Genomic DNA, 23793 nt, shown 5'->3' with positions numbered 1-23793 from the left:
ACAAATCATTTTTTAGAGACAAGGAGCCAAAAGCAATTGGACTTTATCTCAAGGAGTTTACGGCAGGGGATTTATTATTTTTATCAGGGCAACTTTTCGTTGATCCAATAACGAATGAAGTAGGAGAAAACGATAAACTTCAGCTTTAGAGGCCTAGTATCTTTCAATTAAAAATATCGTCAACAAAGACATGGAGTATTTTGCTATGGTAAACGAGCAATACAGTTAGCTTTTGGACAACACCGTCCTGCAAGATCAGCGGTAGAGATTAGTCGACTGCCAAAGGTGTGGAAATAGGAGTTAAAGCAGCATTAACTATTTAGAAGCAAATCCATAAAAAAGAGACATTGCCTTATGGAAATGTCTCTTTTTTGCTATTGCTTCAAGCCTGCAGCAAAAAATGGGCCATTGAATGTGATAGTTGATAATATTTGTGCCATTTCTTGTGGTGTTTCTTTTCGGTCTTCCAGCAACCACTGCTGAATAACGCCGATATGGGCTGAAGCGATATAAGAGATTAAATATTCTCCTGGAACAAGTAGTTTACCTGGCTGTATAGGGGTATCGTGGTTTTCAAAAATTGCTTTCCACATAAAATTTTTCAGTTTGGTTTGAAAGGATAAGTCACCATTAGGACCTAATATCGCTTTTATAAATTTTCGATTGCGCTCTAAAAATTCAAAAATGAAAACCGCAATATCTAGTGGTTGTTTGATCGGGTTATTCGTACTAATGCTAGTCATCAATTTTGCTATATGTTGCTTTGCGATTGTTGACATTTCTATCATAAATTCTTCTTGGTAACGATTCATTAAATCATACTTATCTTGGTAATGCGCATAAAATGTCCCCCGATTGATTTTAGCTTTCGTTGTAATATCTTTAACGGTAATTGCTTCAAAGCCTTTTTCTTCAATTAATTCGACGAATGCTTCTTTAATGGACTCCATTGTCCGAACGACACGTAAATCCGTATAATTTTCTCTCAAATGAACCTCTCCTAAATTTTATCCAACATTTTGATGGAATGTGTTCTATAAACGACAGTAAGACTATTTTTGATTATTGTACGGATGTGATCTCACATCTATAATTCAAATTGTAATAAACAACAGGTTGTTCATTATTATAACTCAAAGAGGAGAGATAATGACATGTTCAAAAATAAAATCGTTTGGTTAGCGCCGATTCTTGCACTCATCATCATTTTTATTTTTTCACTCACTTTATTTCCGGCGGTGCAAGCACAACCGAAAAATTTACCGATTGCAATTGTCAATGAAGATCAAGGTGTTGAGCTACAAGGTCAACCAAAGCTAAATGTAGGCAATAGCATTGTTGAAATGATTCAAACGACTGCTGGGGCAGTAAAAGGTAAAGAACCCGCTGTAAAATGGGTGATTGTAGAGAGTAACGAAGAGGTACAAAGGGGACTCGATGCACAGCAATATTATGCGGCAATCGTTTTTCCAAAAGATTTTAGTGCCAAACAAGTTTCATTGCAAACACCCGAGCCATCTATCCCTGAAGTTCAAATCTATATAAATCAAGGGATGAATACGGCAGCTTCAACGATTGCGGGGCAAGTATTAAATGGGGTAGTCGATAATATTAATACTCATGTGCGCACGCAACTTTTTGCAGAATTTGCAGCGAAAGGGGCAACGTTAACGGTAGAGCAGGCTACTAATTTTGTGACACCCATTTCCAAAACCATTACCAATGTGCATGCAACTGGAGAGCATAGCGCAAACGGTAATGCACCAGTATCTTTGTTTCAACCATTATGGATGGCTGTTATGATTAGCACAGCCTTCGTCTTTATTGCCATCAATAAAGTAGCCATTCATACTCGAAAAGAGAAGCTTACACTACTTGTTGGTCAGATGATTCTAGGGGCCATAGTCGCTCTCATTATAGGCTTCGGGCTACCATGGATTGTAGATGGTATGGTAGGTATTCATATTCCTTCATATATAGACACGGCATTATTTTTAACGATTACATCCTTTAGTTTCTTCCTATTAATCACAGCTGTTATCTCCTGGCTTGGTATTCAAGGAATAGCTATCTTTGCGCTCATGCTATTCTTTGGTGCACCACTACTAGCATTAGCACCTGAAATGTTGTCAACTTTTTATCACGATTGGGTGTACCCTTGGTTACCAATGCGATTTATGGTGGAAGGTTTACGAGAACTGTTTTTCTTTAACAAAGGACTTTCTTGGAACACGTCAGTATCTACTCTCGTATGGATCGGTGTCGTTAGTATGATCATTATTTTTGCTTCTGTATTAAAAATGAAGGATCTACCATTGGAGCAAGTAACACAAGATTCCTTACAATAACGTTTAAAGACCTCAATTTGTTGAAATGAGGTTATCGGCAAAAGGCTCAAGTATTTTACTCTTGTTGCCTTTTGCCGTTTTTAATACAATTAGTGCTTATAAAATGAGATTTTTCTATCAATCTTTCAAGATGATTGGAGCGGAAGGCTGGCGACTCCTGCGGGAAAGCACAAAACGAAAGACGCAACAAACCGCGCGTAGCGAGGGTTGCGGCTTTCGTATGTGCCCGCGGAAAGCGGGAAATCAGCATTAGTAGTCATCTATGTTTCTATAAACTAAGACCTAATAATTAACACTATCAAAAAGATAAATATAGAATATTCTGTTAACTGGTGATAAAATTACTTATATGTACATATAGTACAAGTCATGCTGTTCGCATTTTTTTCAAGGAGGTATTCATGATAAATAAAACGGATTACGAGACTGTTGCCTTTAACCAATTGGAAATGCTTCGAAATGAAATTAATAGAACGAAAATGAATAGAAAATTATTCAATAAAATTGATAACTATTATGTACTTTGTATTTATGAACAACAGAAAATAGCAAGTAACGACCAAAACAGCAAAGCGATTACATTGACGAAAAATGTAATTTCTAGCTCCTTTGTCATTTGGGATCATACTTATAAAGAAAGTGAACAATTATTTATGAATTTACGGATAACTTCAAGAAATCGCGTTATCACTGAAATATCCAAAAACATTGTTTCGCTTTTACTGCAAAAATATGAAGACCTGTTAAAAGAAGCGCAAAGGAGTAACTCCACGCATAATAATGCTATTACTTTTGAACAATATGTTCATCGAGTAGAGGAAATTATTAAAGCTAATACTTTTCTGGGTGATGATACAGCATGGGAAGAATTGTGTTCATGGTTTCAAGTTTATTTAACGGAATGGATTCTGGAAGAGCTAGAAACTATGTATGGCTTTGAAACAATGCATCAGATGAGCACACAAGAATTAAATGAACTATTTTATCAGCAATTGACTAAAAATCTAGCATCTAATGAAACGTTTCTTTCTAAATATACAAACATCGTAAATAACTATATGACAGATTGGTTTTATAAAATTAGTGCTACCATGAAGTTAGCAGATTTAACAGCAGCTGAAATTGAAGGAATGCTTCAAATCGCCACAACAAACAATCAAGATACACTGCCATTAAGTAAAATGATTACGTATACATTAGGTGTAGAACAACACCTACATGTTATGAATAATGCGCCTTATCAATATGTCAGGGAAGCACTATATAAAAATAGTTTTCACACGATAGATAACACACCTTGGCCTACTACAGCTTTATATAAAGGGAATTTAGAAGGCGTTATTCAAATTCGGCCATTTCATACGTCAGAGCAGGCCATCACGCCACAATGTCTGATTGAACAAGCGTATCATCAAGCGCAACACTTAACCGATTTAGACGTTGATATGTTTGATGCATTATGTAGTATCTTTTTATCGAAAGCACGCCATACAGAAGATATTATTGAAATCCACTTTAATGATTTATTGATGATTCGCGGTTTAAAGCCAAAATTAGGTGGAGAAGGGCGCAGAGGTGGGTATGAGCAACAACAAAAAGACAAGGTTTTGCAATCGCTTACAAAAATTCAAAGTTTATGGCTTGAATTAAATAAAGCCACTGTCTATGAAAAAGGAAAAGCCGTTCAAACGCAACTCCATGGACGAACATTCCTTTTCCTGGATCATAACCGAAATGAATATGATATTGCACAATTAGATAAGCAGAAGACTTTTACCTTTACAGTAGATAAAGTTTTTACAAAGTATTTGTATGGCTCAGGAAGACAAATTGCGTTGTTACCTATTCAAACTTTACATTATAATCCTTACAGTCAAAAGTGGGAAAAAAGATTGGCGCGATATTTAAGTTGGCGCTGGAGAACCCAAGCAAGAAAAGGTGATTTTCTGCAGCCTAATAAAATTCGCACATTATTAGAAGCGATAGGTGAAACGATTAATGAGCGCACACCCTCTCGTACAAGAGATCGCTTAGAAAAAGCATTGGATCAATTGCTTGAAGATGGTGTTCTATCTGCTTGGCATTATCATAAATGGGATGAATCAATCGCCAATAATAAAGGATGGGTACGATTATGGTTAGATTCCACTATTCTTGTTGAACCACCGGAAATTATTAAAGAACAGTATCGCTCGATTGAAAAGACCAAAAATACGGTTCACTATGCCATTGATATTCAAGATAATGCACAACATCAAGCGAAGGGTGCCACAATCGGTAAACAATTACGAGCAATCCGCAAACAGTTTGATTTATCTCTGTTACAAGTGGCAGAAGAACTTGAAATTTCACCATCCTATATTAGCAATATTGAAAGGGGCATTAAAACGCCTTCGGTCAAAATTCAAAATAACATTCATCGTTGGTTGCAAAAATTTTATTAAAGAATAGTAAAATAGTAAAACTGCCTTCATATCGGTTGAAAACGATATGTAAAGGCAGTTTTCTTTTTTGAAAAATAGGCTTCTTTTATCTTGTACAATGATAATCATTTCTTAGTATTTAGCTGAAAGATAAGCTATTATCCTTCCCGTAAGTCGAGGCTATCGTGTGTAGATGTCGGGGTTAGTGTGCACCGAAAATAAAATGTGAACAATTTGAGCCTTGCTGTACCTAGGTTTTTCATCTGTTTTTCTTTATTTTACTCCCTAATAATTAAATTATTTTACGTAAACTTTTTTCTGAATATTTAAAATACGTTCGTTACAATAGACAACATAATCAATTGTTTTTCTACTATTCGATACCGAGGTGAAATAATGACGAAAGAATTAAAAGCTTATGAATCGCTAGAACCTTTGTTTAATCCACAGTCTGTTGCAGTACTTGGTGCTTCCACGAATCAATATAAAATTGGTTACATTCAATTAAAAGCACTTATTGACGGCGGATTTACTGGAGACATTTATCCGATTAACCCGAAAGCAAGTGAAATAGAAGGACGTACTTGTTACCCTTCCATCAATGCTGTTCCGGGAGAAGTTGATTTAGCTATCTTCTGTGTAGGTGCAGAACAAATTCTGGACAATCTTCTACAATGTGCGGAAAAGAATGTGAAAGCTGCCATTATTTTTGCATCAGGATTTTCTGAAACCGGAGAAGAAGGCATCTTATTGCAAGAACAATTAGCAAGCATTGCAAAGGAACACGGTATTCGCATCATTGGTCCAAACTGTGTGGGATTAGTGAATACAACGAATGGCATGATTGGCACGTTCTCACCAGCTATTTTAGCCGTACCATTGCATGAAGAAAAAGCAGTAGGCTACGTTTCACAAAGTGGTGCATTTGGTGTCTTAACGTATATGGCCGCAGCGCAAAATGGTCTAAGCTTTAATTATTTTGCTAGTGTCGGCAACGAAATGGAAACAGAATTTTCGGATGTAGTGGAATATATGATCCATGATCCAAAAACAAAAGTAATAACAGGCTATCTTGAAGGGGCTAAAGATATTAAAAAGCTTCGTCGTTTAGCGAAAGAAGCGTTGGAGCAGAAAAAACCGATTGCTTTAATGAAAACAGGGAAAAGTTCGGCTGGAAGTAGAGCAGCTGCATCCCATACTGGTTCACTTGCTGGTTCAGATTTAATTTATGATGCATTTTTCAGACAAAGTGGCATTGTCAGAGTAGATGATTATGAGGATATTATTACGTTCTCAAAATTATTTTTATCGAATCGACTACCACAAGGTAAAAATACAGTGCTAATTACAAGCTCAGGTGGACGTGGCATTAATGAAGCGGATCGTTGCGAAGGTTTAGGATTAAACATTCTTCCGCTGAGCGAGAACACGAAAACAGAGATTAAAAAGCATATTCCATCTTTCGGAAGTGCCCTCAATCCAATTGACTTAACAGCTGCCGCTTCCGTAACGAATCCTGAACTATATATTGCACCATTACGTGCACTTGTAGCGGATCCGGAAGTGCATAATATTATTTTAACTGAATTCCCATTGTATTGGGAGGCCGATAATCCATATTTACAGGAGTTTATCGATATTTGTAAAAACTCCGATAAATTTGTCTTTATTACAACATTCCCATTAGAAGGTATGTCTGTTCCTAAAGGCAAAGCTGAACTTGAGAAAAATGGCATTCCTGTTATTCCAGGTAATTTAAATCCAATTAAAGGCTTAGCTAAGCTAGTTGAGTATAGCGAGAGTTATCGCAAACATCAGCAATCTATTAGCCAAGAAGAACAAACACCGGAGCAACAACTAGATATGTCCCTTGTAACAGGTACGACATTAAGTGAGGCACAGGCAACGGATATTTTAGATCTTTATGGCATTCCAACGACAAGACGTACTGTTGCGACATCCGCTGAGGAAGCGGTTCAATTTGCCAATTCAATCGGTTATCCAGTTGTATTAAAAGTCGATTCTGCTGATATTCCGCATAAAACCGAGGCTGATGCGATTCGACTAAATGTTCAATCAGCGAACGAAGTAATGAAAGCGTTTACTGAAATAATGCACAATGCGAGGAACTATAAAGCAGATGCGCTTATTAACGGCGTTGCGGTTCAAGAAATGCTACCTGAAGGGATTGAAGTCATTGTCGGTGCAACAAAAGATCCGAATTTCGGCCCTGTCGTAATGTTTGGATTAGGTGGCATTTTTGTTGAAGTATTTAAAGATATTTCATTTAGAGTAGCTCCACTGACAAGAGCGGATGCTGTAGAAATGATTGAAGAAGTCAAAGGCAAGGCTCTGCTTAAAGGGGCACGTGGCAAAGTGCATAGCGATATTGAAGCGATTATTGACGTGTTGTTAAAGGTATCAAAACTTGTCACAGAAAATGAAGCAATTATTGAAGAGTTGGATATTAATCCTTTAATCGTTTATGAAGACGGGGTTAAAGCAGCAGATGCAATGATTGTTGTCAGTCAAGATAGTTTAGAAAAGTCAGTAGTCGGGGGGTAAAACAGATGGAGCTAGATCAAAGTTTAATAGGTTTAACAGGACCTCAATATATTTTTGAAGTAGAAAAAAGGCATATTCGTCAATTTGCTGAAGCAATTGGCGATCCAAATCCATTGTATGTAGACGAAGCCTACGCAAAATCAACGGTTTATGGTGGCATTATTGCTCCACCGAGTTTCCCTGTTGCGATCGGTGCGGATAGCGGTCAAGGTGTGGAGCTGCCGTTGGATTATAGTCGCATGCTGCATGGTGAGCAAGAGTTCATCTATCAACGTCCGATTCGCCCAGGGGACCGTTTGCATTGTCAAATGAAAGTGACAAACGTTTATGAAAAAGAAGGCAAAAATGGACCGATGCAGTTTTTAGTAATGGATACAGAAATGAAAGATGAAAACGGTGAACTGGTCGTTATTAGTCGTACAAATATCATTTATCGGGCTGTCGTAAGTAGTAAAGCGTAACCAGTGTTGAACGAAGATGCTACAATCTTCGTTCAACTTTCAATCGATCACTAAGGGGGAAGAATCATGCTTCAATTGAAAGAATTACAAGAAGGACAAAAGCTTGAACCACTTGTGAAGCCAGCTGTGACGAAAGTACAGCTTGTAAAATATGCTGGTGCATCAGGGGATTTCAATCCTTTACATACAGATGATGCATTTGCACAAAGCATTGGGATGCCTGGTGTTATTGCACATGGAATGCTAGTAATGGGCTTTCTTGGTCAATACATTATGGAATTAGCAGGTACATCGGCTACCCCAACGAATTTCAAAATGCGTTTTGGTGCGATGACAAGACCGGGCGACGCGATTACTTGTTCAGCCATCGTCAAAAAAGTGTATGAAGACCAAGCAAAGCAATGTGTTGATTTGGAACTGTATGCTGAAAAAGCGCCAGGGAAAATTGTTGGTTTTGGTGAAGCAACTTTACAAATGATTTAACTATAGCAATTAAGGAGGTTGGCAATATGGCTACTATTAAAGATCGCTATGCCATCGTAGGTGTAGGAGAAAGTGAACGTTCAAAAAATTCAGGTACAACACCTTTACATTTAGCATTAGATGCTGCACGAGCAGCATTAAAAGATGCCGGTTTAGAAGCGAGAGAAATTGATGGCGTCATGAGCTATTCTGAAAATGATTCTTGTACATCCCATCAATTAGCTACTTATTTAGGCGCTCGACCAAAATATGTGAAAGATATTATGGGTGGCGGCAGTAGTACAGAGATGCTGATTGCAGATGCAATCGGCTTAATTGAAACAGGTCAAGTCAATACCGTTCTCATCTATCGTGCGATGAATGGTCGTTCAGGCGTTCGTATGGGTGGTGGCGGCTGGGATGTCAATATGCTACAAGGGGCAATGGATGGCGGAAGCTTTTTCATTCCGTACGGCGCAGGTGGACCAGGTCAATGGTTCGGCTTATTTGCCACACGCCATATGCAACAAGCTGGTCTTACACAAGAACATTTAGGACATGTCTGTGTTAGCTTTTATGAGCATGCACAACGCAATCCGAAAGCGTTCTTCTATGGGAAACCTTTATCGATGGAAGAGTATTTAAAAACACCACATTTAAGCTATCCATTTACGAAACATGATTTTTGCTTAGAATCAGACGAAGCGAATGCCATCATCGTCACATCTGCTGAAAAAGCAAAGGATTGCAAGTCTAAGCCCGTTTATATTATGGGCATTGAAGCGAGACGGACAGTGTCTCATGCTCATTATTGGACGAATTTAGATGAAGTAGCGTCCGATTTCGTCGCACCTTCCCTATATAAAAAAGCAGGTGTAACACCACAAGATATTCAAGTAGCATCGATTTACGATTGCTTTAGTTGGGTTGTGTTGCGCCAGTTAGAAGCATATGGCTTCGCAACTCGTGGTGAAGTGGGCGATTTCGTAGCAAGTGGCAATCTGAAAATGGGTGGTAAGCTGCCAACGAATACTGCTGGCGGTATGCTTTCAGAAGGATATACGCACGGCATGAACAACGTCCTTGAAATCGTTCGTCAAATTCGTCACGACTATAAAGGAACAGCACGTCAAGTGGAAAATTGTGAAATCGGCATTTGTACTGGCTGGGCTGGCCCTGATATAGCGGGTGCAATGATTTTAAGAAACTAGGAGGGAAAATCATGAGTTATCAAAAACCAATTCCACTAAAAACACAAGACAATCAACCATATTGGGATGCAGCTGATCGTCATGAGCTAGTCCTGCAAAAATGTGATACATGTCATTCCTATAATCACCCACCTGGCCCAGCATGTGCTAAATGTGGTTCTACGGCACTTAGGTGGGAAAGTCAAGGGTCGGATATTACAGGTTCCATTTATTCGTATGTTGTATCGTATCGTCCTTTCTTACCGGGCTTCCAAGACGATTTACCAACGATTATCGTCGTTGTACAGTTAGATCATTTACCGGAAGTCAAAATTATTGGGAACGTACTAGAATGCCCACCAGAGCAAATTAAAATCGGCATGCCTGTGAAAATGACTTGGCAAGATATTACGGAAGATCGTGCACTTCCTCAATGGATACAAGCATAACTAGAAAGGACTGAGACGATGGATTTTTCATTTACAAAAAAAGAAGAGCAATTCCGCCAAGAATTACGAACTTGGTTAGAGGCCAATTTACCGGACGGCTGGTTGCAAGGAGAAGTGCAATTAGATAAAGAATCGAAAGAATATGAGTTATTTTTACGCGATTGGCAAAAGAAACTTTATGAAGGTGGTTGGGCAGCGATTGCTTGGCCAAAACAATATGGTGGTCGTGATGCAACGTTGATGGAAGAAATCGTCTATCAACAAGAAATGGTGCGTGTCAAAGCGCCACCGTTAATCAACTATGTAGGTTTGCATATGGTGGCGCCTACATTAATGCAAATCGGTACAGAAGAACAGAGAAAAAAATATATCGAAAAAATTATTACAGGGGAAGAAGTTTGGTGCCAAGGCTATTCAGAGCCGAATGCCGGTTCAGATGTTGCCGCTATCCAAACGACTGCCGTAAAAGATGGCGATCGCTGGATTATTAACGGACAAAAGGTTTGGACGAGTTTCGGTCATGTCGCTGATCGCTGCTTCTTAATTACTAGAACGAACAAATTAGAGAAAAAACATAAAGGCATTACGGTCTTCCTGCTAGATATGCACCAACCTGGGGTGGAAACACGACCAATCGTTTCAATGGATGGGCAAAAAGATTTTAATGAAGTGTATTTAAATGATGCTGTTGCTTATGATGCAGAAATTATCGGCCAAGTAGATGAAGGCTGGAAAGTAATCATTGCATTACTAATGCACGAACGTACAGGTATCGGTGGCCAAGTATTTACCCTTGAGCAACAATTCAATGATTTAGTTGCATTAGCAAAGGAATTGAATGATGACGATGAGCCACTTATTAAAAACCCGTTTATTCGTAAAACAATGGTAGACCTATACACACGTTCTCGTGGCTCTCTATTAAACTATTATCGCAATTTAACGAAGCAATTGAAAAATGGCCATCCAGGTGCCGAAAGCTCCATGGATAAGCTACTCGTGAGTGAATTAACAAAAGAGCTGTTCGCGCAAGCCATTTCAATGCAGGGGCATCATGGTGTGCTTTGGAAAGAAAACGCATTGATCGATCGTTCTTATTGGCAAGACAATTATTTGTACTCTTTTGGTCAAACAATCGGCGGGGGCACAAGTGAAATACAAAAGAATACCATTGCTGAACGAATTCTAGGTTTACCAAAAGATATGGGACGATAAAAAGCGGGGGTGTAGAATATGGATTTTTCGTTAAATCAAGAACAAGAAATGTTTCGCAACTATGTACGCAAATATTTAGATGATGTCGGACAAACAAAAGTAGCGCGCGAATTTACTGAAGGCAATACAAGCTCATTTCAGGGGCTGTATGCGGGATTAGCTGAACTTGGCTGTGCCAGTGTTAATGTTTCCGATGCGTACGGTGGAATGGGGCTCGGTCAGTTAGATTTAGTTCCGATTTTAGAAGAAACAGGACGCGCATTACTGCCAGGTTTATTTTTAGAAACGAATGCTTTAGTTGTCCCACTATTGGAGAAATTTGGTACAGAGGAACAAAAAGCGAAATATTTATCGGCCATTGCAAGTGGTGAGCATACGTTTACGATTGCCTGGTTAGAGCCAGGTGGCAATTACAAGCCGTCTAATGTGCAACTACATGGCACATTAGACGGAGATGTACTTACATTGAATGGTGTCAAAGCATTAGTGCCTGATGTCGAGCTTGCAAATAGCTTGCTTGTGCTAGTGCGTACTGCAGAAGGAAAAGGTACAGAAGGCATCTCATTAGTCATCGTGGATTGTGATGAGGCATTGCAAGTGCAACCTCAAAAAAATATAGATGAAACGCGTTTGCTTGCAGAAGTGACATTCCATCATGTGCAAGTATCAAGCCAGCAAATTGTGGGCACTGTTCACCAAGGCTGGGACGCTTTGCAAGAAGGCTTATTATCATTTAATGCAGCGCTTTGCTCTACAATTGTCGGCAGTATGGAAAAAATTGTAGAAACAGCGGTTGAATATGCCAATATTCGCGAACAGTTTAATCAACCAATTGGCAGATTCCAAGCGATTAAACATCGACTAGTCGATATGAAAATGGATTTAGAAACAGCTCGTTCATTAGCTTATTATGCCAACTGGGCGATCGAAAGTGATGCTGCTGATAAAGTAGAAGCGGTTTCCAGCGCTCGTTTATTTGCAACAGAAGCCTTTATTAAAGTGGCTTCGCAAAATATTCAAATTCATGGGGGAATCGGTTTTACAGAAGAAATTGATTGCCATTTATATGTAAAAAGAGCACGCTTCTATGAAAATTACCTAGGTAGTACACAGCAATATTATGAGCAAGCTGCCGTCGCTTTAGGTTGGTAGTGCTACACAAAATAATATTGCGTCTTAAATAAAGTTAGCTTTTACATTTGAAAGGATGGGGACAGACTTTGAAAACATTAAATAATTTAAAAGATTATCAAAATGTCATTAACGGTAACGTAATTCCTTCAGCTTCAGGAGAAAAAATGGATTGTTATGATCCAGCAACCGGGAAGGTTTGGGCGACAATCCCTTCTAGTAATGTCGAAGATGTAGAAGCAACAGTAACTGCTGCTAGAACTGCCTTTCCAAGTTGGGCAGCACTGACTGCTACTGAAAGAGCGAATTATTTACGACGTATTGGCGATAGCATTGCACAATATGGTGATGAGTTAGCGGAAATTGAAACGAAAGATAACGGTTGGGTTATTCGAGAAATGAAGTACGGCATTATTCCTGAAATAACGAAAATGTGGTATGATGCCGCAGCAGCTGCAATAAAGGTTGGCAGCAAAGGGCAAACAGAACAAATTGGCCCAAACACGCTTGGATTTACATTGCGTGAACCAGTAGGTGTTGTAGTAGGCATTATTCCTTGGAATTCTACGTTATGGACATTTACAGTGAAAGCCGCTGCAGCACTTGCAGGTGGGAACACAGTTATTATAAAGCCTTCTGAGTTAGCTTCAGTGGCATCTCTTCGCTACGGTGAGATTATCCAAAATATTTTACCACCAGGCGTGTTGAATGTAATTTCTGGTACAGGTGCTGAAGTGGGTGATGCACTCGTTCGTCATCCAGGTGTTAATAAAGTGAGCTTAACAGGTTCAGGAAGAACAGCGAAGGCAATTGCCCAATCTACAGCGGACAATCCTAAACCAATGGTTTTTGAGTTAGGTGGAAAGTCACCAAATATTGTATTCGAAGATGCAGATTTAGCGAAAGCGGCAAATGGCGTCACGGTCAATGGTATTTTCACTGGGAATGCGGGACAACTATGTTGCGGAGGTTCCCGTATCTTAATCCAACGTTCTGTCTTTGACAAAATGATTGAACTGATGAAAGAAGAAATTGCAACACATATTCAATTTGGAGACACTTTAGACAGTCAAACGTCTTTTGGACCTGTTGCCAATGAAATGCAATTTAAAAAGATTTGTTCCTATATCGAAAGTGGACAACAAGAGGGTGGACAAGTGATTGTTGGCGGTCGCTATGGTGGACCAAATCTGTTACCAGGACAAGAAAAGTTTGCAGAAGGCTATTGGATCGAACCAACTTTATTAAAAGTGAATAGTAATAATTTGCAAGTTTGCCAAGAAGAGATTTTTGGACCAGTTGCAGTAGTAATTCCATTTGATACGGAAGAAGAGGCGCTAGCCATTGCGAATGATACAACATTTGGCTTAGGTGCCGGCGTTTGGACTTCTGATTTAAATCGCGCACATCGCATGATCCGTTCAATTGAATCAGGTAATGTCTGGGTCAACACATATCGCATCGTCGGAACGGAACTGCCATTTGGTGGGCAAAAATCAAGTGGCTTTGGTACGGATTCTGTTTTGGAATTCACACGTGAAAAAACATGCTATATTCACATTGACTAAACTAAAAAATAAGAAGTCGTAAAAAGAATCACTCCATAATATTGAAATTATTGGAGTGATTCCTTTTTGTAAATACAAATACAAGTTGAAATGAGGAATAGTATGCCACAAGCAAATAAAGGTGTTTTTTATGGTTGGTATATTGTTTTAACAAGCTTCTTAATTATGTTTTCGGCATTTTCTATCGTAAATTCTCTGCATAGTTTATTTCTTGTACCAGTAACAAGCGAATTAGGCATGTCTCGAACGACGTTTTCCATTGTTCTTTCAGTCGGTGGGCTAGGCATTGCACTAGCCTCTCCATTTATGGGCAAGCTACTGATGAAAGGGAATATGAAGGTCATTATGTCAGTCTGTATCATCCTAGCAGGGTGTGGTTTTATGCTGTACTCTTTTGCACAATCTCCTGTACATTTTGCTATCATCGCATTTTGTGTTGGGGTCAGTGTTGCGGGCTTTTCCAATATACCGATTTCCATTATGCTAACCAATTGGTTTTATGAAAAAAAGGGGCTAGCTATGGGCTTAGCATTTGCTGGTTCAGGTATCGGTACAGCTGCCCTTAGCCCCATTTTAACGACGTTGATTTCCACTTACGGTTGGCGCACAACGTATGTTATTGCAGGCGTATTAATTATTGTCATATCATTACCACTCATTTTGTTGTTTACGAAAAAAAGGCCTGCTGACAAAGGAACGATTGCGCTTGGTGCAGATCGTATGGAAGAAAGACAAGCCAACACCCCTCAATCAGGTGTCACATTGGCAGAGGCGAAAAAGTCAGGCATGTTTTGGCTCTTTATCTTCGGTGTTGTTTGCTTTGCTCTTGTTGCGGGTGGGGTCCAAATGCATATTCCTGCTTATTTGATTGATATTGGTCATCCTGCGCTATTTGCAGGAACAATTTTTGGGCTATTGTCATTATCCAATACGGTAGGAAAGCTTATTCTTGGTGCGATTTTCGATAAATTTAAAACGAAGGGTGGCGTGCTGTTTGTAGGCGTTTGCATGACGATCGCGATGCTGTCATTGCTAATGGCCAATGCAAAAAGTTTTGCGTTCATTTTCGCGATTGCGTATGGATTTAGCATTGTGATTTCGTCTATTGGCCCTCCGTTTATGACAGATGATTTGTTTGGCAAAAAAGATTTCGGTGCCATTTTTGGCTTTGTGCAAGTATTCTTTGTAGCAACAAGTTCACTCGGTGTCATCGTTTCTGGTTTAATATATGATCTTACACAAAGCTACAAAGTGGCTTGGATCATCTTTTTAGCATTATTTATCATTAGCATGCTTAGTATTTTCATCGCGAATGGGATGAAAAAGAAAAACGTTGTAAATGTTGAAGAAGTACCTTTAGAGGAAAGTATGGAAGGGATTTAATAGCGTTCATGAGAAAGATTCCAAATAGGGAGTCTTTCTTTTTTATTATAGAGCTAAAATGCGAACTGACATGGAGATTTGTTCAATATTGTACCTTTCTTTTCATCTATTCATACCATATGATTTTTTATCAGCTATAGTTTTTATAGCGATCATCTTAGCAAAAAGGAGTAACATTATATGGAATTTTCTACAATTTGGTTATTTATTATAGCAGCTTTGACGTTGTTAATGATTCCTGGGCCAGCTGTGTTTTACATTATGGCAAGAAGCATCAATCAAGGAAAAAAAGCCGGTCTCGTATCTGTCCTCGGCGTTTCCCTAGGTGGTGCAATTCATGTGTTAGCTGGTGCAATAGGTGTGTCGGCAGTTCTTATGACATCAGCAACGGCTTTCAATATCGTCAAATACATAGGTGCTGCGTATCTTATTTATTTAGGTTGTAAAACATTCATTTCTGCTTCTGACAATGAGCTTTCAGCTATGCCACAAGATTCGCACAAGAAATTAATAAAGATTTTTTATCAATCTGCCATCGTAGAAGCGATGAATCCGAAGACAGCGCTCTTTTTCCTCGCCTTCTTCCCACAATTTATCTCACCTTCTGCCGGTTCGGTCACGGGACAATTTATGACTTTAGGAACGCTTTTTATCCTCCTCGCATTAATGAGTGATAGCCTTTACGCTATACTTGCAGTGACTATTAAAAAGCGACTTCTAGGCAAAAAAGTGAATGCCAAATTACAAGATCGACTTACAGGTACTTTATATATTGCGCTAGGCTTATTGTCCACCTTAGCCACTCCATCTAAATCATAAGGAACAGGCAGAAATGTTGTGTAACTAGCATTTCTGCCTGTTCCTTTTATAAAGTTTTACGGCGCTTAAAATAACTATCACTATTATAGAGAAGTATACGTTATTCCAAATAGAGTGGGACTGCTTCTAAACGACTCTAACAAACATGAAAAGCCTTCGCATCTACCAACTACCAATAAAATATTAAATTAACGAAATAGATAGGCGTATACAACGTTTAGTATAAAGTGCATACGGTTATCCTATTTATACTAAAACGATACGAAAATGGAGGTGTAAGACGTTTGGATGAGTTAAGTTTTCCTCCATTAATGATAGAGGTAGCTGAAAAGTTTGCCGGTTCAGATGACACGAACTTAACGCCACTACAAATCGAAGAGCATACCGTATTTATTTTGTATTTAAAATCAGCAATAGATAGTGCCAAGTTGCATGAGTTGTTAATCAAACCTTTTTTTGATATGAAATCTAACAAAAGTTTTTCTTCCTATATCGAATCATTACCTAATCTATCTCCTATGAAAGAAGGGCAAGCACTTTTAATTGAAATTACGAAAGGTTTTGTCCTATTAGCAATTGGTGAGCAGTATTATTTGCTAGATATACGATTAGTTAATGTCCTTGCTTTACATCAAACGGTCATTGAACCTACTGTATATGGACCTCAAACAGCTTTAAGTGAAGATATTGAGACAAATTTAAATATTATGCGCCAACGTTATCATGAACCTACATTAACGTTTGAGACACAACCATTTGAAGGCATCTCTCACCAGTCATTGGTCATCATGTACGATGCAAAGACTGTAAAACAATCTGTCCTTCAAAATGTGAAAGAACAATTAAAAAATTTAGAAGCGCCTCTTATTCAATCTACTGGTGAATTACAGCTTTATTTAAATAAATCAAGATTCTCTCTATTTCCAATAACTATTTTGACGGAACGACCTGACCGAATTGCCTATAATCTTGCGGCGGGTAAAGTGGTCATTTTGTTAAACGGAAGTCCACATGCTTTAATTGCACCGGTCGTCTTTTATGATTTTATGGTTTCGATGGAAGATAATTATCATACTTATTGGATTACAACCTTTACATTGATTCTCCGATATATCGGTTTATTCATCTGCTTAATCTTACCTTCGATGTATGTTGCGATTACATCCTTTACGCCGGATATCCCGAGAACAGAATTGGCACTGACGGTAGCAGGAAGTCGAGTAGGCGTCCCGTATCCATCTTTTATCGAAGTGATATTTATGCTTATCTTTATGGAATTTCTAACGGAAGCCAGTATTCGTTTGCCTAAAGCTATAAGTGCCACAGCGACGACAGTCGGCGGACTTATTTTAGGGACTGCTGTAACGGAAGCTACATTAGCCTCTAATATTATGATTATCATCGTATCGGCTGTTGCCATTACAAGCTTTGTTATTCCTATTACTGAAATGAGCTTTTCGATTCGTATTTGTCGCTATTTATTAGTTATTTATACGACATTATTTGGCATGCTAGGGCTCATTTTAGGATCGCTGGGACTGTTAATGTTTTTAGTGAATAAAAGAAGCTTTGGTATACCTTATCTAAAGATGTATTGGAAGGGAGATAGGGAGGAAATAGAGGTGCAATCAAAAGGATGAGCCGCTATTTATATTATTTTATCATTGTCACGATGGTAACAAACCTGATAGCATCTGTGCCTAGAATTTTAATGAGGGAAAGCGAGAATGGCGTCATACTGTCGATGATAATAGCAGTACTTACTGGCGTTTTGCTGACGGTTATTGTCATTAACTTATTTCGCCATTTTCCCCATATGACCTTTCCTGAAATTTTAAAGAAGAGTACTTCAAAGTGGTTTTATTACCCGATATTATTATATTTCGCACTGTCTTGGTATGCTGCAGGTCTTATTACTTTGACAACCTATGTCTTACTTTTTAATACATTTTTGTCATATGAGACGTCCATTATCGTGACGACCCTTGCATTTTTGTTCATTATTTCCTTTGGTCTGTTAATGAAAGAAAGAAGTATTCTTTATATAACTGAGTTAGTATTAATCATATTTTTGCCCGTCATTTTCTTCTTGATTGTTAAAATTTATACTGATCCAAAATTAGAATGGGACTTTGTCAAAGTAGCGATAACGTATATGAATGTACTTCCAAGTTATCATACGTTCTCAGCATCCACTTACGTTTTTATTGGCGCTGTCAACATCATTATTTTTAATAAATATATAAAGATTAAGAAGAAAGTCGGATTAAAGCAAATTGCAATATTAACATTCGTCGGTACTTTTACGTTATTTACAACTTATTTTATCCCGATTGGCTTTAATGGTTTTGAACAAATTGAAAATCTTACTTTTCCATGGGTTACTACGAGTGATTCAGTACGAATGAAATATTCCATTATTGAACGACTGACGTTCCTTTTTGTGATTGTATTTATAGGCGTTGCCTTTATTAGTCTCTTAATACATTGGTATGTGTCGTTAAAATTATTTGAAAGCATCTTTCATTTTAAAAAATTTACACAGAAGGAAAAAAGCATTACCTCCTATTTATTTGTACTATTATTCGGTTTATTTGCGATCGTTGTCACACGACGAATTAATGAATTTCAATTAGTGAAAGTATCGATGTATTTTTACGATTTATTACCCATTTTTTATAGTGTTTTAATTGTCAGTTTACTCATTGCTAAACGGAGGCTCAGAGGATAATGGCAAAAATAAAGTCTTTCGTTCTCATGGTAGTCATTATGAGCTTTCTTACAGGCTGTGGATTTAAAGATATCGACAATCGTGTATTTGTTACAGGTATTGGCATAGATCCATCGGACAAGGAAGATGGCACATATAAAGTCACATTAAAATTAGCAATCCCTGTTTCCGTCAAACAAAAGGGTGAAACAAGTTATCAATTTTTAGTGCATGAAGGAGACAGTATCGGTGAAATTATTCAAATATTAGAGACGCATACAGATAAAGTATTAGAGTTTGGGCATGCGAAAGTTATCTTAGTGAACGAAGCCCTTTTAAAAGATAATTTAAAGGATTTTATGGATTATTTATTTCGTCGAGGTGATATCCAATCCATTGCCTATATCGGGGCTGCTAGAAATTCAGCTGAAGAGGTATTACGAACATTACCAAAAGGGGAATCAGTCGTCGCTTCTCCTCTCACCAAGTTTTTTGGTGAAACAGGCAACGATAGTCCTTATGTGGTGTCTGCTTATTTATTTGAAATTAGAAGGAGTTTTTACAGTAAAGGTATTGATGCCGTTGTACCGATAGTCGAGGTTAACGATAAAGGTACGCAATTAATCGTTAATAAAGTTATAATGATCAGTCAAAAGGGCAAAACATTTGAACTGTCATCTAGCTATACACAAGCTTTTAATACGCTTTATAACAGTGTGGCTGGCTATAGTTTTAAACTTGACAGTAATGGTTATAAATTACTGTTAAAGATGACGACTACTAAGATGAAATACAAAATTGAAACAGAGAATGACCAACCGACCTCTATCAAAATAAATGTGGCGATGTCTGGCGTCATTAATCAGTCCAATAAGACTTTAATAATAGATAATTTGCAAGACTATAATAAGATGGCTTCACAAGGGTTAACAAAGGAATTTGAGAAAATGTTTACAACTATTCAAAAAGAAAATCTCGATCCTTTTGGATTTGGCCTTCGGTATCGAACAATGCAACTCCACCATAAAGATACGCTACAGAAGTGGGAACAAGCCTATCCGACATTACCGATAGAAGTAACGGTTGACGTTGATTTGAAGAGTACAGGAACCATTGATTAAGTGATGAAAGAAGTGCCACTCCCAAATTAGGACTGGTACTTCTTTTAAATTGCACCGAACCTTGAAAGAACGATTGAAGCGGGGAGAGATAATGGTTAACGATTGATGAAATGTCATGACTTGTTTAAAGATACTATTGATTTGGCTCAGGGAAATGAATAGCTTCTTTAAATTGATCGTTCGCAAGGATATTGTAAAACATATTGCGACTATTGACATTCGCTATTGTTCCTGTATTTGTCTGGTCTATCCATAAGTAGTATTCACTGTCATCTATTTTAATCTTGTATTGCGGAACGATTTCATTATCTACTTCACCAAATTTTCTAGCCTTGTTAAATGTTTGCTCTATCACTTTAATGTCCTTTGCATCGGTTATTGTTTGGCGTGTATCGGGTTGTACTTCTTCAAAATTAATTAATTGTTGAATTTCTATCGTTTTTGTTTGTGCTTTATCCTCGTTACAAGCTACTAATAGCAGCGAACTTAGTAAGAAAATCAAAAGGCATCTCATCTTCACTTTTTATCACCTCATGTTAGTTTGTAAATATATCTCTATCTGTCTATTTTACTCTTTCACATAAAACAAAACATCGTGAAATTTCCAAAAAATGCTTATGCAAGAGGATGCCCGAATACTCAAATGGCAAGTTGAAAATTATTTAGACGAACTATTTTATCATAAAATGACATAATCGTTCGTATTTTAAACAAGTAAATGCGATTCTCTCACCGACTGGATACAATACCTTTGTTCGAAAACACGAATAATCTTGATAAAAATAAAGTCTTCATCTATTGTAAGGGACATAAAATTGTCTTAGAGTCGATCGCCAAGTAGCTTTAAAGCATGCTTGAAGCGGGGAGAACCGGAAATAAGAATTAAAAGCAAATCGATAGTAGTTTTCAAACAGTAGTTATGAGAAAATGGAGAAGATTGGTAACAACTGTAGTAACAGTATTTTCTGCAATAGATGTTTCACAGCTCAAAAATTCGTCTAAGGAGGAGAGGATTTGCATGTTTTTGTTCGCGGAAATTTTACGCTCCATTGCCATCGTCTTACTGATTTTTAGTGCTTCATTTTATCTTCGACATTTAGATAAAATAAAAAAACAAAGAAAATTATCAAAAACTGAATTCACACATTCCATTATCATTCAAACAGGATATGGTCTGATTGCAATTAGTTTATTGATTACGGTATTTGGTCGCTAAACAGTTATAAGGGGAGATGTAGTTGTTACAAGTAGGCGATATCATCACGTTTGAACGAATTTTTACAATGGCTGATGTTGAATTATTTACCGCGTTATCTGGTGATCAAGGCATTCATCATCTAACGCCTGATGAGCAAGGCAGAGTGGTCATCCAAGGTTTGCTAACGGCTACATTGCCCACTAAAATAGGCGGAGACAATAATGTGCTTGCTCGGACAATGAATTTTGAATTTTTAAGACCTGTTTTTACGGGGGATTCGATTATATGTGAAATGACTATTGAAAAATATGAAATGGCGGAGAAGAATAGAATGGCCATTAGTACGTCTTTTCGTTGCAAAAATCAGCATGGAAAAGACGTATTAGTCGGGACTTTTTCAGGTTTTATTCTTTAAATGTATTGTCCAATCCATAAAGAAACTGATAAGAGGGACTGTTAGCGAAAGCTAGTGGTCCCTCTTCTTTTCAGCCAATTGGTGACTTAGAAGAGTGGAGTTTATATAAATCAAAGAATAATGCTTTATCAGTTTTATAAATGAGCTGATAACTTCAATAATCTCAGCTTTAACGTTTGCTGCAAAATAATAAAGAAGTAGATAAAGTCTGTACAGTCACATGCTAGAGAAGTGCAAAAATGGGTAAATTACAAGTAAAGGTGATTTGATTGCTATACTATTTTTTACAAAAGGGGTCTTTCCATGGAAATCTTAATATCCATCTTATTTTTACTTGTATTATTATTAATTACCAATGTGCTAGCACATTATATACCATTCATTCCTATTGCGCTTATACAAATTGCCGTTGGTATTATTGTTGCTTTAGTAGCCCAAAACTTCACAATTGAAATTGAATCAGAATGGTTTTTACTATTGTTTATTGCACCATTACTTTATTATGATGGGGCACATTTTCCACGTGAACAATTATGGAAAATGCGATTACCCATTTTAGGAAATGCTATCCTACTCGTATTATTAACAACGATTCTTGGTGGTCTTTTTGTCCATTGGATGATTCCATCTATTCCTTTGGCGGCCGCCTTTGCATTAATGGCTATTTTATCGCCTACTGACCCAGTTGCCGTAAATGGGATCGCCAAACGCGTTCATATTCCGGAGCGCATAATGAATTTAGTGCGTGGGGAATCGTTAATTAACGATGCATCGGGATTAATCGCCTTTAAATATGCAGTTGCAGCGATTGTTACTGGATATTTTTCTATCCAATCAGCAACAACTGACTTTCTTTACATGTTCTTTATCGGTGCACTTATTGGTGTATTCGGTGCTATCGCATTGTTTTGGATTCGTCTTCATCTCCGTCGTATCGGAATTGTCGATGTCACCTTTTACGTCTTGCTACAAGTGTTAACACCCTTTATCTTATTTTTCCTATCCGAAGAACTGTTTCACGCATCCGGTGTCATTTCGGTCGTTGCAGGCGGAATTATCGCCTCCATTATAAAAGAAAAAGCAGAAAGTATTATTGCACAAGAACAAGTAGTAACCCAACACGTATGGTCAATATTGACGTTTACTTTGAATGGAATTATTTTTATTTTACTTGGATTGATGCTACCTACTGCAACAAATTCTGTTCTCGTCAGTGAGGAAATACGCAATAGTGTGCTTATTTTATATGTATTAGCAATTGGTTTAATCGTCTTGTTCATCCGCTTTCTATGGACGATGTTTTTCAATTTAGTGGATAAAAGAAGATTTAAAAACAATGACATATCAACGTTTAAAGACCATATTATTACAACACTTGTAGGAGTTCGTGGGACGATTACGATGGTAGGGATACTATCATTACCACTAGTCATAAATGGTGGAGGACTATTTCCAGAAAGACAATTACTGTTGTTCTTAGCTGCAGGTGTTATATTATTCACTTTAATCATGGCTACTCTATTTTTACCGTTATTAAGTACACAAGAGCCAACACTGCAGACAAATTTAATGCGTGAAAAACGTAAAATGATCGAACATGCCATTCATAGTATTCAGTTGGAAACTGTCGAAGAAAATGCGCCAATTGCGCTAAGTTTAATCAATCAGTATAAGGCCATGTTATTAAATATTGAACGGGAACAGTCAGAGGGAGCACTTCAAACCTATAAGCAAAGAATTTTGGAAGCTAGAAAACTTGGGATGGAATTAGAAATCTATTACACCAATCAATATATGGCTGAGCATGGTTTTAATCAATTAACTCAAAGTGAAGTTAATTATATTCTTAAAGAACGAAAAGATACGTTAAATAACCGATCATTTACTTTGTTAAAACGTCGGTTACGCTATTTTTTACGTGAACGGAAATTGAGCAAATTACCTGCCAATGCTATTGAACACATTAATCATACGAAAAAAGAATTAATCGATTATGTGGCATCATCTATTATTAGACATGTTCGAGAAACAAAAGACTATCCTTCTGATATCGCGCAAAGACTGGAAATGCATTACCGTCACTTACAATATGCTTCAAATAAAATGGTCCCTTCCAACCAGGAAGAATTAAAGGAACACTTAGCTTTAATTGCAATTGAAGCCCAACGAAGCCTTATCAATGAATGGTATCAAGCTGGTAATATTAATGGTGAAGTAGCAAAAGAATTAAGGAGATTTGTCAATAATTTAGAAAGTGTTATATTACTTGAAGAAGAAGAGTAAAAGGGAAGATGTTCACACTATGCGACTTAATATAAGGTCGCTTTCTGCAGAA

Annotated in this window: 20 protein-coding genes; 18 read left to right on the top strand and 2 right to left on the bottom strand. The window is 37.6% G+C overall.

What is annotated here, in order from left to right:
- Positions 1-374: 374 nt before the first annotated feature.
- Positions 375-950, bottom strand: coding sequence for a TetR/AcrR family transcriptional regulator (locus tag ACKVEV_RS05860; protein ID WP_409370511.1), 576 nt, complete (start codon positions 948-950; stop codon positions 375-377).
- A gap of 204 nt (positions 951-1154) precedes the next feature.
- Here ACKVEV_RS05860 and ACKVEV_RS05855 point away from each other — a divergent pair, with 204 nt between their 5' ends.
- From ACKVEV_RS05855 to ACKVEV_RS05785, 15 genes are all read left to right on the top strand, one after another.
- Positions 1155-2348, top strand: coding sequence for a YhgE/Pip domain-containing protein (locus ACKVEV_RS05855; protein ID WP_409369470.1), 1194 nt, complete (start codon positions 1155-1157; stop codon positions 2346-2348).
- Between the two features lie 401 nt (positions 2349-2749).
- Positions 2750-4792 carry a helix-turn-helix domain-containing protein gene (locus ACKVEV_RS05850; RefSeq protein WP_409369469.1) on the top strand — a complete coding sequence of 681 codons (2043 nt, stop codon included), beginning with the start codon at positions 2750-2752 and terminating at the stop codon, positions 4790-4792.
- Between the two features lie 375 nt (positions 4793-5167).
- The gene (locus ACKVEV_RS05845) at positions 5168-7336 is read left to right on the top strand and encodes an acetate--CoA ligase family protein (RefSeq protein WP_409369468.1); all 2169 of its coding nucleotides are present in this window, start codon (positions 5168-5170) and stop codon (positions 7334-7336) included.
- A 5-nt stretch (positions 7337-7341) separates the two neighbouring features.
- Entirely contained in the window at positions 7342-7797 is a 456-nt protein-coding gene (locus ACKVEV_RS05840; RefSeq protein ID WP_409369467.1) for a MaoC family dehydratase N-terminal domain-containing protein, read from the top strand.
- Positions 7798-7863: 66 nt separating this feature from the next.
- The gene (locus tag ACKVEV_RS05835) at positions 7864-8280 is read left to right on the top strand and encodes a MaoC/PaaZ C-terminal domain-containing protein (protein WP_402922474.1); all 417 of its coding nucleotides are present in this window, start codon (positions 7864-7866) and stop codon (positions 8278-8280) included.
- A gap of 26 nt (positions 8281-8306) precedes the next feature.
- On the top strand, positions 8307-9470 hold the full coding sequence (locus ACKVEV_RS05830) for a thiolase C-terminal domain-containing protein (protein WP_409369466.1): 1164 nt from the start codon (positions 8307-8309) through the stop codon (positions 9468-9470).
- A gap of 11 nt (positions 9471-9481) precedes the next feature.
- Entirely contained in the window at positions 9482-9898 is a 417-nt protein-coding gene (locus ACKVEV_RS05825) for a Zn-ribbon domain-containing OB-fold protein (protein ID WP_409369465.1), read from the top strand.
- Positions 9899-9916: 18 nt separating this feature from the next.
- On the top strand, positions 9917-11113 hold the full coding sequence (locus tag ACKVEV_RS05820; protein WP_409369464.1) for an acyl-CoA dehydrogenase family protein: 1197 nt from the start codon (positions 9917-9919) through the stop codon (positions 11111-11113).
- 18 nt (positions 11114-11131) lie between these two features.
- Positions 11132-12265, top strand: a complete 1134-nt coding sequence (locus tag ACKVEV_RS05815) for an acyl-CoA dehydrogenase family protein (protein WP_409369463.1) — start codon at positions 11132-11134, stop codon at positions 12263-12265.
- A gap of 68 nt (positions 12266-12333) precedes the next feature.
- Positions 12334-13812 carry an aldehyde dehydrogenase family protein gene (locus ACKVEV_RS05810; protein ID WP_409369462.1) on the top strand — a complete coding sequence of 493 codons (1479 nt, stop codon included), beginning with the start codon at positions 12334-12336 and terminating at the stop codon, positions 13810-13812.
- A 102-nt stretch (positions 13813-13914) separates the two neighbouring features.
- Positions 13915-15195: an MFS transporter gene (locus tag ACKVEV_RS05805; RefSeq protein ID WP_409369461.1), complete on the top strand. Its 1281-nt coding sequence runs from the start codon at positions 13915-13917 to the stop codon at positions 15193-15195.
- Between the two features lie 180 nt (positions 15196-15375).
- Entirely contained in the window at positions 15376-16014 is a 639-nt protein-coding gene (locus ACKVEV_RS05800; protein WP_409369460.1) for a LysE family translocator, read from the top strand.
- A 284-nt stretch (positions 16015-16298) separates the two neighbouring features.
- Positions 16299-17654, top strand: coding sequence for a spore germination protein (locus ACKVEV_RS05795; RefSeq protein ID WP_409369459.1), 1356 nt, complete (start codon positions 16299-16301; stop codon positions 17652-17654).
- On the top strand, positions 17651-18745 hold the full coding sequence (locus ACKVEV_RS05790) for a GerAB/ArcD/ProY family transporter (protein ID WP_409369458.1): 1095 nt from the start codon (positions 17651-17653) through the stop codon (positions 18743-18745). Before ACKVEV_RS05795 ends, ACKVEV_RS05790 begins: the two co-directional genes overlap by 4 nt.
- Positions 18745-19845, top strand: coding sequence for a Ger(x)C family spore germination protein (locus tag ACKVEV_RS05785; RefSeq protein ID WP_409369457.1), 1101 nt, complete (start codon positions 18745-18747; stop codon positions 19843-19845). The genes ACKVEV_RS05790 and ACKVEV_RS05785 overlap by 1 nt, the downstream gene beginning before the upstream one ends.
- A 133-nt stretch (positions 19846-19978) precedes the next feature.
- On the opposite strand, the gene ACKVEV_RS05780 is transcribed toward ACKVEV_RS05785, so the two are convergent.
- Entirely contained in the window at positions 19979-20347 is a 369-nt protein-coding gene (locus ACKVEV_RS05780; RefSeq protein ID WP_409369456.1) for a hypothetical protein, read from the bottom strand.
- Between the two features lie 516 nt (positions 20348-20863).
- Between ACKVEV_RS05780 and ACKVEV_RS05775 the strand changes: the two genes are divergently transcribed.
- The 3 genes from ACKVEV_RS05775 (at position 20864) to ACKVEV_RS05765 (ending at position 23741) form a co-directional block, all read left to right on the top strand.
- Positions 20864-21061 carry a hypothetical protein gene (locus ACKVEV_RS05775; RefSeq protein ID WP_409369455.1) on the top strand — a complete coding sequence of 66 codons (198 nt, stop codon included), beginning with the start codon at positions 20864-20866 and terminating at the stop codon, positions 21059-21061.
- 67 nt (positions 21062-21128) lie between these two features.
- The gene (locus tag ACKVEV_RS05770; RefSeq protein WP_409370510.1) at positions 21129-21458 is read left to right on the top strand and encodes an enoyl-CoA hydratase; all 330 of its coding nucleotides are present in this window, start codon (positions 21129-21131) and stop codon (positions 21456-21458) included.
- 303 nt (positions 21459-21761) lie between these two features.
- The gene (locus ACKVEV_RS05765; RefSeq protein WP_409369454.1) at positions 21762-23741 is read left to right on the top strand and encodes a cation:proton antiporter; all 1980 of its coding nucleotides are present in this window, start codon (positions 21762-21764) and stop codon (positions 23739-23741) included.
- Positions 23742-23793: the final 52 nt, after the last annotated feature.

The sequence above is a fragment of the Lysinibacillus sp. 38-6 genome, from assembly GCF_046245175.1.
Classification (GTDB): Bacteria; Bacillota; Bacilli; order Bacillales_A; family Planococcaceae; genus Lysinibacillus.
Note: the sequence above shows the minus strand (reverse complement) of the source record. Positions and strands in the feature narration are given on the sequence as shown.

What these genes read in the sequence shown, in the direction of transcription:
- ACKVEV_RS05765 (WP_409369454.1), top strand. Translation starts at nt 21,762, where the DNA reads ATGGAAATCTTAATATCCATCTTATTTTTACTTGTATTATTATTAATT.
- ACKVEV_RS05770 (WP_409370510.1), top strand. Translation starts at nt 21,129, where the DNA reads ATGGCTGATGTTGAATTATTTACCGCGTTATCTGGTGATCAAGGCATT.
- ACKVEV_RS05850 (WP_409369469.1), top strand. Translation starts at nt 2,750, where the DNA reads ATGATAAATAAAACGGATTACGAGACTGTTGCCTTTAACCAATTGGAA.
- ACKVEV_RS05830 (WP_409369466.1), top strand. Translation starts at nt 8,307, where the DNA reads ATGGCTACTATTAAAGATCGCTATGCCATCGTAGGTGTAGGAGAAAGT.
- ACKVEV_RS05840 (WP_409369467.1), top strand. Translation starts at nt 7,342, where the DNA reads ATGGAGCTAGATCAAAGTTTAATAGGTTTAACAGGACCTCAATATATT.
- ACKVEV_RS05855 (WP_409369470.1), top strand. Translation starts at nt 1,155, where the DNA reads ATGTTCAAAAATAAAATCGTTTGGTTAGCGCCGATTCTTGCACTCATC.
- ACKVEV_RS05815 (WP_409369463.1), top strand. Translation starts at nt 11,132, where the DNA reads ATGGATTTTTCGTTAAATCAAGAACAAGAAATGTTTCGCAACTATGTA.
- ACKVEV_RS05790 (WP_409369458.1), top strand. Translation starts at nt 17,651, where the DNA reads ATGAGCCGCTATTTATATTATTTTATCATTGTCACGATGGTAACAAAC.
- ACKVEV_RS05800 (WP_409369460.1), top strand. Translation starts at nt 15,376, where the DNA reads ATGGAATTTTCTACAATTTGGTTATTTATTATAGCAGCTTTGACGTTG.
- ACKVEV_RS05820 (WP_409369464.1), top strand. Translation starts at nt 9,917, where the DNA reads ATGGATTTTTCATTTACAAAAAAAGAAGAGCAATTCCGCCAAGAATTA.
- ACKVEV_RS05775 (WP_409369455.1), top strand. Translation starts at nt 20,864, where the DNA reads ATGTTTTTGTTCGCGGAAATTTTACGCTCCATTGCCATCGTCTTACTG.
- ACKVEV_RS05845 (WP_409369468.1), top strand. Translation starts at nt 5,168, where the DNA reads ATGACGAAAGAATTAAAAGCTTATGAATCGCTAGAACCTTTGTTTAAT.
- ACKVEV_RS05805 (WP_409369461.1), top strand. Translation starts at nt 13,915, where the DNA reads ATGCCACAAGCAAATAAAGGTGTTTTTTATGGTTGGTATATTGTTTTA.
- ACKVEV_RS05825 (WP_409369465.1), top strand. Translation starts at nt 9,482, where the DNA reads ATGAGTTATCAAAAACCAATTCCACTAAAAACACAAGACAATCAACCA.
- ACKVEV_RS05785 (WP_409369457.1), top strand. Translation starts at nt 18,745, where the DNA reads ATGGCAAAAATAAAGTCTTTCGTTCTCATGGTAGTCATTATGAGCTTT.
- ACKVEV_RS05860 (WP_409370511.1), bottom strand. Translation starts at nt 950, where the DNA reads ATGGAGTCCATTAAAGAAGCATTCGTCGAATTAATTGAAGAAAAAGGC.
- ACKVEV_RS05835 (WP_402922474.1), top strand. Translation starts at nt 7,864, where the DNA reads ATGCTTCAATTGAAAGAATTACAAGAAGGACAAAAGCTTGAACCACTT.